14 protein-coding genes are annotated in these 14,382 nt (G+C 59.2%); 9 read left to right on the top strand and 5 right to left on the bottom strand.

Features of this window, described 5'->3' with window-relative positions:
* Positions 1–114: 114 nt before the first annotated feature.
* Positions 115–1,596, bottom strand: a complete 1,482-nt coding sequence (xylB, locus tag BSU04_RS24140; RefSeq protein WP_089162944.1) for a xylulokinase — start codon at positions 1,594–1,596, stop codon at positions 115–117.
* Between the two features lie 122 nt (positions 1,597–1,718).
* Positions 1,719–3,110: a D-arabinitol 4-dehydrogenase gene (dalD, locus tag BSU04_RS24135; protein ID WP_089162943.1), complete on the bottom strand. Its 1,392-nt coding sequence runs from the start codon at positions 3,108–3,110 to the stop codon at positions 1,719–1,721.
* A 612-nt stretch (positions 3,111–3,722) separates the two neighbouring features.
* Here dalD and BSU04_RS48880 point away from each other — a divergent pair.
* Genes BSU04_RS48880 through BSU04_RS24115 form a run of 4 tightly spaced genes read left to right on the top strand, consistent with a single transcriptional unit; the run spans position 3,723 to position 6,225 of the window.
* The gene (locus BSU04_RS48880; RefSeq protein WP_089162942.1) at positions 3,723–4,637 is read left to right on the top strand and encodes a PAAR domain-containing protein; all 915 of its coding nucleotides are present in this window, start codon (positions 3,723–3,725) and stop codon (positions 4,635–4,637) included.
* Positions 4,638–4,644: 7 nt separating this feature from the next.
* Positions 4,645–5,301, top strand: coding sequence for a M35 family metallo-endopeptidase (locus tag BSU04_RS24125; protein WP_089162941.1), 657 nt, complete (start codon positions 4,645–4,647; stop codon positions 5,299–5,301).
* The gene (locus BSU04_RS24120; RefSeq protein ID WP_256983262.1) at positions 5,291–5,743 is read left to right on the top strand and encodes a hypothetical protein; all 453 of its coding nucleotides are present in this window, start codon (positions 5,291–5,293) and stop codon (positions 5,741–5,743) included. Before BSU04_RS24125 ends, BSU04_RS24120 begins: the two co-directional genes overlap by 11 nt.
* Complete coding sequence (locus BSU04_RS24115; protein WP_256983261.1) at positions 5,740–6,225, top strand: hypothetical protein; 486 nt, start codon at positions 5,740–5,742, stop codon at positions 6,223–6,225. Before BSU04_RS24120 ends, BSU04_RS24115 begins: the two co-directional genes overlap by 4 nt.
* A gap of 24 nt (positions 6,226–6,249) precedes the next feature.
* Here the strand turns inward: BSU04_RS24115 and BSU04_RS24110 are convergent, their stop codons facing one another.
* Together BSU04_RS24110 and BSU04_RS24105 are read right to left on the bottom strand one after the other, a co-directional pair.
* The gene (locus tag BSU04_RS24110; protein WP_144021334.1) at positions 6,250–6,684 is read right to left on the bottom strand and encodes a hypothetical protein; all 435 of its coding nucleotides are present in this window, start codon (positions 6,682–6,684) and stop codon (positions 6,250–6,252) included.
* 228 nt (positions 6,685–6,912) lie between these two features.
* Positions 6,913–7,740, bottom strand: coding sequence for an EAL domain-containing protein (locus tag BSU04_RS24105; protein ID WP_089162939.1), 828 nt, complete (start codon positions 7,738–7,740; stop codon positions 6,913–6,915).
* A 186-nt stretch (positions 7,741–7,926) separates the two neighbouring features.
* Between BSU04_RS24105 and BSU04_RS24100 the strand changes: the two genes are divergently transcribed.
* Genes BSU04_RS24100 through fahA form a run of 5 tightly spaced genes read left to right on the top strand, consistent with a single transcriptional unit; the run spans position 7,927 to position 13,501 of the window.
* Complete coding sequence (locus tag BSU04_RS24100) at positions 7,927–8,883, top strand: MBL fold metallo-hydrolase (protein ID WP_089162938.1); 957 nt, start codon at positions 7,927–7,929, stop codon at positions 8,881–8,883.
* An 18-nt stretch (positions 8,884–8,901) separates the two neighbouring features.
* Entirely contained in the window at positions 8,902–10,581 is a 1,680-nt protein-coding gene (locus tag BSU04_RS24095; protein ID WP_089163073.1) for an FAD-dependent oxidoreductase, read from the top strand.
* An 11-nt stretch (positions 10,582–10,592) separates the two neighbouring features.
* Entirely contained in the window at positions 10,593–10,814 is a 222-nt protein-coding gene (locus BSU04_RS24090) for a DUF2783 domain-containing protein (protein WP_089163072.1), read from the top strand.
* 21 nt (positions 10,815–10,835) lie between these two features.
* Positions 10,836–12,188, top strand: coding sequence for a homogentisate 1,2-dioxygenase (hmgA, locus tag BSU04_RS24085; RefSeq protein ID WP_089162937.1), 1,353 nt, complete (start codon positions 10,836–10,838; stop codon positions 12,186–12,188).
* On the top strand, positions 12,185–13,501 hold the full coding sequence (gene fahA, locus BSU04_RS24080) for a fumarylacetoacetase (RefSeq protein WP_089162936.1): 1,317 nt from the start codon (positions 12,185–12,187) through the stop codon (positions 13,499–13,501). Before hmgA ends, fahA begins: the two co-directional genes overlap by 4 nt.
* Positions 13,502–13,557: 56 nt before the next feature.
* On the opposite strand, the gene BSU04_RS24075 is transcribed toward fahA, so the two are convergent.
* Positions 13,558–14,382, bottom strand: an 825-nt coding sequence (locus tag BSU04_RS24075; protein WP_144021333.1) for an MFS transporter, incomplete at its 5' end; no start/stop codon positions are given.

Raw genomic sequence — 14,382 nt, 5'->3', positions numbered from 1 at the left:
TCGACTACAAAGAGAATCGCGCGCCATCAAGGCACGCGAAAGATCGACATTGTGCACGCTCGGCGCCAGAGCGCAAAAACGCTCCGGGCGCCGCTTAAGTCATCATGCAAACCATCACGCGAGCCGCGGACGCGCGGGATCGAACAACGGGCGCACGTGCTGATACAGCTCGCGGAATCCCTTTAGCCGTTGCCGCAGAATCGCATGGCGTTCCGCGTTCGGGATGAACTCGTCCTTCACAGGTGGTTTGGCCAGCACCACGGCCGGATCGCCGCCCGCCGCCAGCCAGCCGAGGCGTGCCGCGCCGAGCGCCGCGCCGGTCTCACCGCCGCCGTGCGTGCGCGTGCGGGTGTTAAGGGCGTCCGCTAATAACTGGCCCCAGTATTTGCTGCGCGCACCGCCACCCAAAAGCGACAGCGCGTGCACTTCGGTGCCGGCCGCCTGCAACGCGTCGAGGCCATCGGTCAGCGCGAGCGTCACGCCTTCGAGCACCGCGTAACCGAGCAACGCGCGGTCGGTTGCGTGCGTCATGCCGAAGAACACGCCTTGCGCATACGGGTCGTTATGCGGCGTACGTTCGCCGCTGAGATACGGCAGGAAGAGCGGCGCGATCTCAAGCGAAGCCGGATCGAGCGCAGCGATTTCGGCGAGCAGCGTAGGTTCGTCGGTTGAGGTGAGCTTGCAGACCCAGCGCAGGCAACTCGCGGCCGACAACACCACGCTCATCTGATGCCAGCGATCGGGAATGGCGTGACAGAACGCATGCACCGCCGACGATGGATTCGGCCGGAAACGGTCGCCGACCACGCACAGGACGCCCGACGTGCCCAGCGACAGGAAACCATCGCCCGGTTCCGTCGCGCCGATACCCACCGCGCTTGCCGCATTGTCGCCGCCACCGGCCGCGACGACTACGCCATCGGGCAATCCAAGTTCACGGGCGAGCGCGGGCAGCAGCGTTCCCGAGGGCTCGCTGCCTTCGGCCAGTGCCGGCATTTGGGCGCGCGTCATGTTGCAGGCGGCGAGCAGTTCGTCGGACCAGTCGCGGCGCGCGACATCGAGCCACAACGTGCCGGCGGCGTCGGACGGATCGGATACCTTCGTGCCCGTCAGATGCAGCCGCAGATAATCCTTCGGCAGCAACACGCACGCCGTCCGATTAAAAATGTCAGGTTCATTGTGCTGCACCCAGAGCAACTTCGGTGCGGTGAAACCGGGCATTGCGAGATTGCCGGCGATTCTGTGCAACTCCGAGGCGCGCTCGGTCAACTCGTCGCATTCCTTGTCGCTGCGCATGTCGTTCCAGAGGATCGCCGGCCGCAGCACGCGATCCTCGGAATCGAGCAGCACCGCGCCGTGCATCTGTCCCGACAAACCGATGCCGCGAATCTGCGCGAATTCTTGCGGGAATTTATCGCGTAAAGCGAACAGCGCGGCGCGCGTGCCGTTCCACCAGTCGAGCGGATTTTGCTCGGACCAGCGGGGTTTTGGACGGGAAACGGTGAAGGGCGTGCCCGCCGTGCCGACGACACTGCCGTCGCTCGCGAGCAGGAGAACTTTTACTTCGGAGGTGCCGAGATCGATGCCTAAATACATGGACGAACCCTTGATGAAGGCCTGAAGCCGCGGGAAACCGGAGGCGCTAATGTAGCGCCGCTGCCAGTGTTACGCCATTGGCAATAACACCGGACAGGCATGAAGAAGGGTGATTGAGCAGCTCAGGCTCTCTTGGCGAGCCAAACATCGACACGGTCAAGCGCCGCGCGCAGCACGCGTTCCAGATCGGCGCTTTGTGCGAGGCTGCCCCAGAGCAGTTTGTCCGCGACGAAAGCCTTCACGGGATCGTCTGCCTCGAAGAAAGCGTGCGCGGTAGCGGGGTCCATCACGCCGTCCTGGTACGCATACGGCAGCTTGCCTTCGTGCCAGCGTTCGAGGAAGCGGAAGAACAGTGCGGGCAACATGGCCGTCGCGTTCGGATCGACGTGACGCGCAAAACATTCACGCAAAGTCGGTGCAATAAAACCGGGGATCTTCGAGAAGCCATCGGCCGCCACGCGTTGATTCGTGTCCTGGATATACGGATTGACGAAGCGGTCCAGCACCACATCGCGGTACTTGGCCAGGTCAATAGGACTCGGCGACAGGCAAGGAATCACGTCTTCGGTGACGTAGGTTTCGGCGAGCGCGCGGATCTCGGCGTCTTGCGTGCCTTCGTGAATGTATTGGTGCCCAACGAGCGTTCCTGCCCAAGCAATACAGCTGTGCGTCGCGTTGAGAATGCGGATCTTGGCTTCTTCGTACGGGAGCACAGAGTGGACCATTTCCGCGCCGACTTTTTCCCATGCCGGCCGCCCAGCAATGAATTCGTCCTCGATCACCCACTGGATAAACGCTTCGCCCATGACGGGCGCTTTATCGTCGAAACCGGTGGCGGCCAGCACGCGTTCGCGGACATCGGGCGTGGGGCGTGGTGTGATGCGATCGACCATTGCGTTCGGGCATGACGTATTCGCGATCATCCATTCGCGCAGCGCAGTTTCGCCACGCAATTGCAGGAACTCAAGCATGCCGGCTTTAAAACGATCACCGTTGCTGCGTAGGTTGTCGCAGTTTTGCAGCGTCACCTTGCCCGAGTTCTGCTTCATGCGAGCGTCGAGAATAGCGGCGAGCGCGCCATAGATGGTCGTGCGGGCGCCTTTCAGGTCGGCGGCCAGATCCGCATTCGCCGTATCCAGCTTATGGTGTTCATCGAGGTAATAACCGCCCTCGGTCACCGTGAACGATACGATCTTGCATTCGGGCGCAGCACCCGCCGCCACGAGCGCGTTCAGGTCCGGTGCCCACGGCACGACCTTCGTGATCGAGCGGATGGTTTCATATGCTCGCTCGCCCTGCGGCGTGACGGTTTCCAACGTATAGGTGCCACTCTGTGCGGCGAGCGCTTCCAGTACCGCATTCATGTCGCCGCGAATATTGCCGACCGTCAGCGACCAGCGCGTATCGCCGGATTCAATCAGCTTGTGCAGGTACCACGCCTGATGCGCACGATGAAAAGAACCCGCGCCGATGTGCAGGATCACGTCGGCGGCTGCGTGGCTTTCGGTAGTCATGTCGTCCTTCCTTTGAACTGGATACGCCTCATGCGGTGCCGGGCGCTGTGCTGTGTCTCGATGTCGCCGAACCCGGGGTGGGCGCCAAGGCCGAATCCGTGTTGCGTCGATCATTTGCTCGTTCTGTGAGCGAATGATCGTATTCGATTCGATGAAAGTCAAGGCGCTCCGCAGCATTTCCGCTTTGTGGTTTCGCGTAATTTTTTTGGGGCGGTGTGGAGGTGCAGCGGAATCTGAAAGCTATTGCGCTGCACCAAGTTTCACGCCTGGCGCCTACAGCCGAAGCGCAGCGCAGTGTAAAAACGTACGGCTGTGCGGTCGCAATTTCAGTGGTGGATCCATGGAATACCCAGCCGTTGCGTCTAGAGCAATCGAGACTGGAAGGAAAGTGGCCCGTGCTGGTCGCGCGCGATTTATTGCGGGTTACTTCGACGCCGGACACTTCGATAGCGGCGTGCGGAACGTGAAATGATCGAGGGAGACATCAAAGAAGCTCAAGAGGTTGTAGGAAAAAACGTCCGTGGAGTAAGGGTCCCAACCATATTCGGAGTCGTCCGATCGATCGATCGTTTTTGGCGCGGTCTGCTTTAGGTCCAACAAACAGGACCAACAATGTTCAACGACTCGCAAATACCATCAAACGAAATTATGACCCGTTACATCGCGCCCTTTGGACTCACCGCCTTACTTCGCCCGAGCAAGCCCGGCCAATCTGTCGATTCGTTTTGGGTCGGCAGCCAAGGCGATTCAGGAAGGCTATACACCGTCAGGCGTCCCGCTTTTGCGCCACCACGACGAAGCAATCACGCTGCGCGACCACCGCACGCAGCGGCCATTGCCGAATGTTCAATACCGACTCAGAGACGGCTCGCAGCTCCTGGCAACGGGCGTAACCGACGCGAACGGTCGCACAGAGCGAGTCGTGACCGATGCAGCTTCGAATCTGCTTATCGAGATCTATCGAGGCGCTCATACAACGGGAACACGCCGATGATGCGCTTGTTGTTGTGTATCGGCGACGAACCCGAAACCGGGGGTACCATCGAGCCATACTCTGGGGCGTCGTACCTTATCAGGGGTCATCAGATAGCGTTGATAGGTGCCTCAGTGCACTGCAACGCATGCAACAGCAGCGGACCTATCGTCAAGGCCGGTGGCCCACGGCGCCCTTGGCATCACGGTGTCGAGGTAGCGCACGAGGGTGACATCGTGCTTTGCAAGTGTGGGCAGCCTCCAATAATGATCGCGACAATGCAGAGCACTTCCCGCAACGACGACATGGTCGAGTCGCTGGGAGACGTTTCCGATCACCACCACGCGACGGCGCAGCCAGGCGTCGGCCTCGTACTTTTCGGTCACGGATTCGTACTGAGGGATCGACAAACCGAACAACCGTTGATGCACGTCCAATATCGCGTGCGGTCCTCGTCCGGCGTAATCAGTAGCGGCGTCACCGATGCCCGCGGAAGAACCGCGCGCATCGAAACATTACGCGCGCAGAACGTAACGATTGAAATTCAACACTGAGAGATATATGTCAGAAGAAAACTGGGTAGCAGTTGGAACCGCAACCACGAACCGCACGCCTGATTCAAACGTTGATATTTTCCTGGACCTCGATGCACCGTCGATCTGCCCAAACATGACGGATGCCGAGTTTCGAGCGATGGTTCTAAAGAATCGAGACAGAGCGGTAACTCATGTTGATACTCGAATTTTGGATTTGAAGCGATGGACCGCCAAAGACCAGGCAAGAGTTGCTCTGTGGTTTGGATCCAGCAGCGAGGACTTGCGGCAGCGGTTAATGACTGGCCTCACGGCATTAGCACGCGTGCTGCGCGACCTTCAACCGAAAAATTTCGTGCGGTATTCCGATGAGTTGGTCAAGCACCTTGGGTGCGTGCCAAATAACAAAAACGGAAGCGGTGTTGTCGCCGATGTCTGCGGTCCCGACACAGCAACACACACCATCTGCATTCACGTAAATTTTTGCAGCATGCGCGAATTTTCGTGGGACAAAGATTCGGTGGTATCGACGTTGATTCACGAAGCAAGCCACTTCAAAGATACTTTCGGAACCCAAGATCATATTTATTACATGTCTAAATCATTGCCATTGGCCAAGACCAACCCCGAGCGGGCCATCGATAATGCTGACAGCATTGCCGGATACGTTATATATGAGGCTTAAATATTTTCTTCTGATGCTTTCAGTGAATGTATCGCAAGCCTTCGCATGCGTGGCAAGCGAGAACATTGATTTGTACTTTGCTCGAAACTCGACGCAGCTACCAAATAGCGAAATCCTTCGGCTGGCCCACTGGGTGGCAGACCAAAAAGTGTCCTACCAAGAGCACAATCCCGACGAAGAAACTGAACTTAGTGGACACGCTGATAATTCAGAACATAATCCTGATGCGACAGCCAGGACGCGCATGCTGCTCGGCAAGCAGTTGTTGGTGAACATGGGTTTTGTTAAGGCGCCGATCAAAACGAGTTCGCGCGTCTACAACACCGCCGACGTTGAGAACGGACGAAGGATAGAGATTTCGTTCGAGCCGCAGTGCCCGAACAAATGCTGCAATGGCGCCACTTCCGCCACTCGTCCGGCTGACGCATCAATACAACGATGAAAACGAAACTCCTTGCGTTGCTGGTCTTAACGGCAACAACGGTTACGCCTTGGTTTTCGACAGCAGCGTACGCGTGCACGATCGGCGAGGGGATGGAAACTCATGTGCCATTCGGCGCAACCGACATTTCGAATGCGGATCGGCTTGTCATCGCGAACATGTACATTGAAGCGAAAAAGTGGCCGGACGTACAAATTCGCGCGGAAGTGATCGCGGGTGCATACAAAGGCGAACAGGGGGTAGAACGGTTGAAAAAATTACGAGGAGAAAATGTCAAGGCATACTTGCTAATGCTTGGCATCAAGAATGAGAATATATTAACTGACAAAAGGACGTTCACCGACGCCATGACGGAGAGGGCTCCGGATGGCTCGCTTACTGTCGAGCAAGTCTCAGTCGAGCTGACCCCGTTGTGCGAGGGCAGGTGCGGGCGGCTTTGCAACGATCCGCGCGTGACGCCCAATAGCAAACTGATTCAGTGAGGTGACGCTATCATGGGAAGCGCGTTAGTGCTGGAGGTGGCGCTGGCGCTCATCGTTTGGCCTATAACTCCACTGCAATTTTTGGGGGTTAAACGTTGCGTAGTCGGTTCGCTCGTGGGCCGCTTCGCCGATAGGCGCAATCTTGACCAGGTACAACGCCTTCTCAGCGATTTCCTTGAGCTGCACCGCGCCCGCGGCTGTTGCACCCAACGCGTTCATCTTCGCGATTGTGCTCGCGTGATCTGGCTTGCCCATCAAATCCCACCGGTCTTTCATCCATTCGAATCTGTTCTCGGCAAATCGAAAAACCACCCTTCCCAATGATTGATCCAGCGGACCAAAACATTCTTGGTAGTGAGGGAGCAAAAGGCAACCAGATGGATCGGCAGCGAGTTCACCGCGCGTGTTAGCGTTGAATCCAAAGACAAAGGTTAGTCCACGCTTTTTTAAGCGTTTCAACGGTATATCGAAACCCAATGACCTCAAGAGGATGACGAACCCATTCTTGGCCGATGGTTAGCGAGTGGAGCCGATAAATTTCAGCATCCAGCGCAGTAGTGGTAAAGAGAAAATCCGACTCAGGCCGACCACTAACCTTGAAAGCAGCAACTCGGCTTGAACCCCGACCGCTAACGCTGGAACCTAGCAACCCGGCATCAACCTTGCCCTAAACAAGTACGAACGCCCCTACCGTCCCACCCGACCAATTGCGTGCGCCTCGAACGCGGGCCCTTGCACAAAACTCACATCGAATTGCTGGAGCGCTTCGAACTGCGCTTCGTCTCCCACATGGCTAAATATGAGCGGAATCTTCAGCCGGTGCGCATACCCCACCAGCGGCTTCACCACAGAATCCCTCAACGCCGCACCCGCATCCATCTTGATGAAGTCCAACCGAGCCATATCCGACACGGACATGATCTGCCCGGCATTGGGCAAATTCCCCGCGACCTTGAACCCATACTTCTGATAACTCTTCACGAGATACCCGAGGAAAGTTCGGTGCGCAACCGCCGCCGGCGGCAACTCAATCACGATCCGCGCCGGATTCAACCCGAATTCGATCAATACCGAAGAGAAGTGCTTGCCATGATCGTATTTCACGCTTTTCAACAGACGCTCATGGACACGCAAGAACAGCAAACCCGGCCGCTGCGCGCCAAAAAAATTAAACGCATGCAATGCGCGTGAGAGCCGGTCGAGCTCGACCAGCTTCGGGTCGTCGTCGAGTTGCGCGAACGGATCGAACAATGCGCCATCGGCGGTAAGCGTCAGCGCCTGGAAACCCAGTTCGTCGCCGAATCGCTCCGCACTTTCCACCGATGCTGTCAGCGATTGTGGTAGCCCTCGCGTGGTGACATCGAAGATAGGTTCATACGCGCTCGCCAGGCAAAACCCTTCGTAAAACGCGACGGCCGTGCCCGCGCTCGCCCCTTCGCCCATGACAAAGCGCGCGCCGGGAAACGGGTAGTCCGCGGCGCGAGAAACAAGTTGCTGGACGGTTGGGGCAATCATGAAGGCGGCGTGTGAGAGGTGTAGCGTTGATGGTAGCAGCGCTGCGCGTGGTGCCTTGCACAAAATCCACCTATTGATATGAAGCGAAACCCTCTTCTCGTTTGTGCTTAGGGTTAACATTAGTTTCACTTAACGTAATTCGTTTTACTATTCGTAATTGGAGCGGCAATTTATCAGGAGACTTTCATGGCTGGTGAGAAGAAATTTGCGTCGCAGGCTGACTTGGCGGAAAAGAAGGTGACGTTCGAGCGACTCTCCGAACACGCGTATGCGTACACGGCAGAGGGCGATCCGAATACGGGCATCGTGATTGGGGACGACGCGGTGCTCGTCGCCGATACGCAAGCCACGCCCGTGATGGCGCAGGACGTGATTCGCCGGATTCGCGAAGTCACGGACAAACCCATTAAATACGTCCTGCTCACGCACTATCACGCGGTTCGTGTGCTGGGCGCGTCGGCGTACGGCGCGCAGCAGATCATCGCGAGCCAGGATACATACGACCTGATCGTCGAGCGCGGCGAGCAAGACATGAAGAGCGAGATCGAGCGCTTTCCGCGCTTGTTCAACGCGGTGGAATCGGTGCCGGGGCTGACGTGGCCAACGCTCACCTTCAAGGGCGAGATGACGCTCTGGCTGGGCAAGCTCGAAGTGAAGATCATGCAACTCGGCCGCGGCCACACCAAGGGCGACACGGTGCTGTGGCTGCCGCAGGACAAGGTGATGTTGTCGGGCGATCTGGTTGAGTACGGCGCAACGCCTTATTGCGGCGATGCCTATTACCAGGACTGGCCGGCAACCCTCGACGCGCTCGCGGCATTCAATCCAGAGAAGCTCGTACCAGGCCGAGGCGCTGCGCTGAAGACGCCGCAGCAAGTGGCGGACGGTATTGCCGGAACGCGGGCTTTCGTAAGCGAATTGTTCAATCAGGTGAAGCTGGGCGCCTCAGCGGGCAAGGATCTGAACGAGATCTACAAGCTCACGTATGCCGCGCTCAAGCCGAAATTCGGCGACTGGGTCATCTTCGATCACTGCATGCCGTTCGATGTCACGCGCGCCTTCGACGAAGCCACGCAATATCGCGATCCGCGGATCTGGACGGCGCAGCGCGACAAGGAAATGTGGGAAACGCTCGAAAGCTGATGGGCGACGACCATGACCATGGCTATCGACTTTCAGACGCTCACGTTCGACTATCGCCGCTCATCCGATCAAGACGGCCATCAGGACGCCCCCTCGCCGCTGCATCCGGTCGTGGTGATCGGCGCGGGGCCGGTGGGTCTCGCGACTGCGATCGACCTCGCGCAGCAGGGCACCCCGGTCGTGCTGCTCGACGACGACCATACGTTGTCGTCGGGGTCGCGCGCAATTTGCTTTGCAAAACGGACGCTCGAGATCTTCGATCGGCTTGGATGCGGCGAGCCGATGGTCGAGAAGGGCGTGAGCTGGAACGTGGGCAAGGTGTTCCTGCAAAACGAACTGCTCTACGCGTTCGATTTGTTGCCCGAAGCGGATCATGCGCGGCCCGCGTTTATCAATCTGCAGCAGTATTACGTCGAAGGATATCTGGCTGAGCGGGCGCGCGAGTTGCCCTTGCTCGATGTCCGCTGGCGCAACAAGGTGACAGGCATGACGCAGTCGAACGAATGCGTTTCGCTGCAGATCGACACGCCTGACGGTCCCTACACCCTGCGCGCCAGCTACGTAGTCGCCGCCGATGGTGCACGTAGCCCGGTGCGTGCACTCATGCATCTCGATGCCCACGGCCGCACGTTCAAGGATCGCTTCCTGATTGCCGATGTGCGGATGAAGGCCGACTTCCCCACCGAGCGCTGGTTCTGGTTCGATCCGCCGTTTCATCCGAATCAATCGGTGTTGCTGCATCGGCAACCGGACAACGTGTGGCGCATCGATTTCCAGTTGGGATGGGACGCTGATCCAATCCTGGAGAAAGCGCCGGAGCGTGTGATTCCGCGCGTGCGTGCGTTGCTCGGACCGGACGTTGAATTTGAACTGGAATGGGTGAGCGTCTATACGTTCCGATGCCAGCGCATGGATAAGTTTCGTCACGGGCGGGTGCTGTTCGCGGGCGATTCGGCACATGGCGTATCGCCGTTCGGCGCGCGCGGCGCGAACAGCGGCGTGCAGGACGCGGACAATCTTGGCTGGAAATTAAAATGGGTGATTGACGGCGATGCACCCGACGCTTTGCTCGACACCTACGCAAGCGAGCGCGAAGCCGCTGCCGATGAAAACATCCGCCACTCCACGCGCTCAACCGATTTCATCACACCGAAGAGCGAGGTGTCGCGAGTATTCCGCGACGCCGCTTTGCGGCTCGCGAAAGACTGCGCGTTTGCGCGGCGGATAGTGAACAGCGGGCGGTTATCGACGGCTTCGGTGCTGCATGATTCGCCGTTGAACACGCCGGATCACGACGCCTTCCATTGCGCGCTTGTGCCGGGCGCCGTGGCAGCGGACGCGCCCGTGTTTTTCGCTGGCCGCAACGGATGGTTCTTGCAGCGCATGGGGTCGTCGTTTGCGGGTGTACTCTTTGGCGAATCCTCCGAGGCGCTGAGCGCGTTGAAAGATTTGCGCCCGCAAATGAGGCTTGTTTTGATCGTGCCGGCGGGTTCCGATGTCAAATCGCGCGAAGGCGTTGAGGTATTGGAAGACGTGAAAGGTCTCCTGGCCCAACGTTTCGATGCACATCCCGGCACGTTCTACCTTCTTCGCCCGGATCAGCACGTCGCGATGCGCGCTCGTCGCCTCGATCCTCACGTCGTCCGCGAAGCACTGAACCGTGCGACTTGCGCCCTGAACGAAACCCAGCCCGTGTGATGAGATCCGCCATGCTCGATACCACCTTGCGCCTCGCCGATCCCGATGCCTTCTATGAAGCGCTGATCGACATGCATCGCGACCTTGACAACACCGAGAGCCAACTGGTGAACGCGAAATTGATCCTGCTGCTGTCGAACCAGATCGGCGACATGGATGTACTGCGCGAAGCGATGTCGATGGCGCGCAGCGGCGTTGCGGCCTCCGTTGCGGCCTCCACTGCCAGCGTATGAAATTGTAGAAAAGGACAAGCCATGAAATCAGAATCGCCTGGCGCATTCACGAGTCACACCGAGACGAGCCGCCACTATCAATCGGGCTTCGCCGCCGACTTCGCCACCGAGGCGTTGCCCGGTGCGCTGCCGCTCGGCCGCAATTCACCGCAGCGTGTGAATTACGGCCTGTATGCCGAGCAGCTTTCGGGCTCCGCGTTCACCGCGCCGCGCGGGCACAACCGGCGTTCTTGGTTGTATCGGATACGGCCGGCCGCGGTGCATCAACCGTTCACGCAGATTGAAGGCACTGACCTGCGCGCAAAGCTCGTCGCGAACTTCGCTGAGGTGCCGCCCACGCCGCCGAATCAACTACGCTGGGACCCGTTGCCGATGCCCGACGCACCCACTGATTTCATCGATAGTTGGGTGACGATGGCGGGCAACGGCGCCGCCGAATCCATGCAAGGCTGCGCGATCCATCTCTACGCCGCGAACCGTTCGATGCAGGACCGCTTCTTCTACAGCGCCGATGGCGAACTGCTGATCGTGCCGCAGGAAGGACGGCTATCGATTGCGACTGAACTCGGCCGGCTCGACATTGAACCCTTCGAAATAGCGGTCATTCCGCGCGGCGTGCGCTTTTCGGTCACGCTGCCGGACAACACCGCGCGCGGCTACATTTGCGAGAACTTCGGTGCCTTGTTGAGGCTGCCGGACCTTGGGCCTATCGGGTCGAACGGTCTTGCGAACCCGCGCGACTTCCTCACGCCGCACGCGGCTTATGAAGACCGTGAGGGCGCGTTCGAACTTGTCGCGAAGATGAACGGCGTGTTGTGGCGCGCGGACATCGGCCATTCGCCGCTCGACGTGGTTGCGTGGCACGGCAACTATGCGCCGTACAAATACGACCTGCGCCTGTTCAATACCATTGGTTCGATCAGCTTCGATCACCCCGATCCGTCGATCTTCCTCGTGCTGCAATCGCAGACGGATACGCCGGGAGTGGATGCCATAGACTTCGTGATTTTCCCGCCGCGCTGGCTCGCCAACGAAGATACGTTCCGGCCGCCCTGGTTTCATCGGAACGTCGCAAGTGAATTCATGGGTCTCGTGCATGGTGTCTACGACGCGAAATCCGAAGGGTTCATGCCCGGCGGTTCAAGCCTGCATAACTGCATGTCCGGACATGGACCGGACGCGGGGACCTTCGAGAAGGCATCGAACGCGGATACATCGACGCCCGTGAAGGTAGGCGACACGATGGCGTTCATGTTCGAAACGCGCACGCTGATCAAGCCAACCCGCTTCGCTCTGGAAACCGCGCAATTGCAGGCGCATTACTACGAGTGCTGGCAGGGACTGACCAAACATTTCAACCCGGAGCAACGATGAGTTTTTCAGCCGGTCCGACTCATGAATCGCTTGAAGCAACGCGCGATCCAAGGCTTAAAAGCTGGATCGATTCCGCGAATGATCGCTCAAGCGACTTCCCGATCCAGAACCTGCCGTTCGGCATTTTCACCGATGAAGTCAATCCGCTGCCGCGCGCGGGTGTGGCTGTCGGCGACTGGATTCTCGACCTCGCCGTCGTGCATCGCGCGGGGTTGATCGAATGCGAACCCGTGTTCGCGCAATCCACTCTGAATGCGTTCATCGCATTGGGGCGCGATGCGTGGCGAGACGTTCGTGTCCAGGTAAGCGCGCTGCTCGCAGCCGATAGCGACACGCTGAAAAACAACACGGCCTTGCGTGCGCGCGCGCTCATACCCCGGGCGAGTGCGACGCTGCATCTGCCTGTCGATATCCCCGGCTACACGGATTTTTATTCATCGAAGGAACACGCGACCAATGTGGGTTCCATGTTTCGCGATCCGAAGAATGCGCTGCTGCCGAACTGGCCGGAGATGCCGATTGGGTACAACGGGCGCGCTTCATCGGTGATCGTGAGCGGTACGCCGGTGCGCCGGCCGAGCGGCCAGATCAAGCTGCCCGATGCTGAGCGGCCGGTGTTCAGCGCATGCCGGAAACTGGATATTGAACTGGAGACGGGGTTTATCGTCGGCGCGGGGAACGCGCTGGGCGAGCCTATTGACTGTGAAGATGCGGAGTCGCACATCTTCGGCATGGTGTTGCTTAACGACTGGAGCGCCCGCGATATCCAGCAATGGGAATACGTGCCGCTCGGGCCATTCAACGCGAAGGGTTTCGCGACCACGATCTCGCCGTGGATCGTCACGCTCGACGCACTTGAGCCATTCCGTGCGGTCACGCCGAAACAGGAGCCTGAACCGCTTCCGTATTTGCGCCACACCGGCAATCATGCATTCGATATCGAACTCGAAGTACATCTGCGGCCGGCCCTGGCTGAATTGGCGACGAAGCTCACGCGAACCAATTTCAAGCTGATGTACTGGTCGATGGCGCAGCAACTCGCGCATCACACGGTGGCGGGTTGCAACACGCGCGTGGGCGATCTGATGGGTTCCGGCACGATCAGCGGCCCGACGCCGGATTCATGCGGAAGCTTGCTTGAGATGACCTGGAACGGACAGCGCCCAATCACGCTGGACGAGGGCGGCGAGCGCAGGTTTATTGAAGACGGGGACGAATTGACACTCACCGGATGGTGTCAGGGCGAGGGGTATCGCGTGGGGTTCGGTGAATGCAAGGGCGTGATTCTGCCCGCGCGCAGCGCGGCGGAGTAGGGGAGTAGAGCGCAGCAGCGCGGGCATCGCATAGGCATGAAACTAAACCTTCAAATCTAAACCGCCTGCCCGATGCTCCCGCGCCGCGCCCGTCGATCCAGCGACGCCGACAGCAATGTCAGTCCGAACGCGCCGCAGGCCATCACGACGCCCACCCACGGTAGCGCACTGAGCGCCGCACCCGCGCCGATCGTCATGCCGCCGAGCCACGCGCCTGTCGCGTTGCCGAGGTTGAATGCACCCTGATTCAATGTCGATGCGAGATTCGGCGCGTCGCTTGCGCGGTTCACGATCAACATCTGCAAGGGGGGAACGATCGCGAAAGCGAGCACGCCCCAGACGAAGATGGTGATCATCGCGGGAATGGCGGCGTGCATCGTGGCGGCGAAAATAGCCTGGACCACAATGATGGATACGAGAAACGTCAGCAGCGAGCGCAATAGTTTCCAGTCAGCGAGCTTGCCGCCGAGCGTGCTTCCGACAGTCAACCCAAGCCCGAACAACAGCAGCACCAACGTGACCGCGTGCGGTGAAAAACCGGTGACGTCCTCAAGGATCGGCGTGATGTACGTGAACACGGAAAAGAGACTCGCCGATGCCAGCACGCTGATGCCCAGCACCATCAGCACTTGCGGATTCTTCAGCACGTTGAATTCGCGCAGGATGCTCGATTCCCGCATCTCGATGTGCTTCGGCAGGCACACGGCCAGCGCACCCGCCGCGCCCAGCCCGATCAGCGTTACCACCCAGAACGTCGCGCGCCAGCCGGCCACCTGACCGAGCGCGGTGCCAAGCGGCACGCCGAGCACGTTCGCGAGCGTGAGGCCAGTGAACATCAGCGCGATGGCTTGCGCGCGGCGGTTGGGCGCCACCAGGTCCGC

The sequence above is a fragment of the Caballeronia sordidicola genome (assembly GCF_002220365.1).
Taxonomy (GTDB): domain Bacteria; phylum Pseudomonadota; class Gammaproteobacteria; order Burkholderiales; family Burkholderiaceae; genus Caballeronia; species Caballeronia sordidicola_C.
The sequence above is the reverse complement of the archived record's forward strand: the minus strand, read 5'-3'. Positions and strand labels throughout refer to the sequence as shown.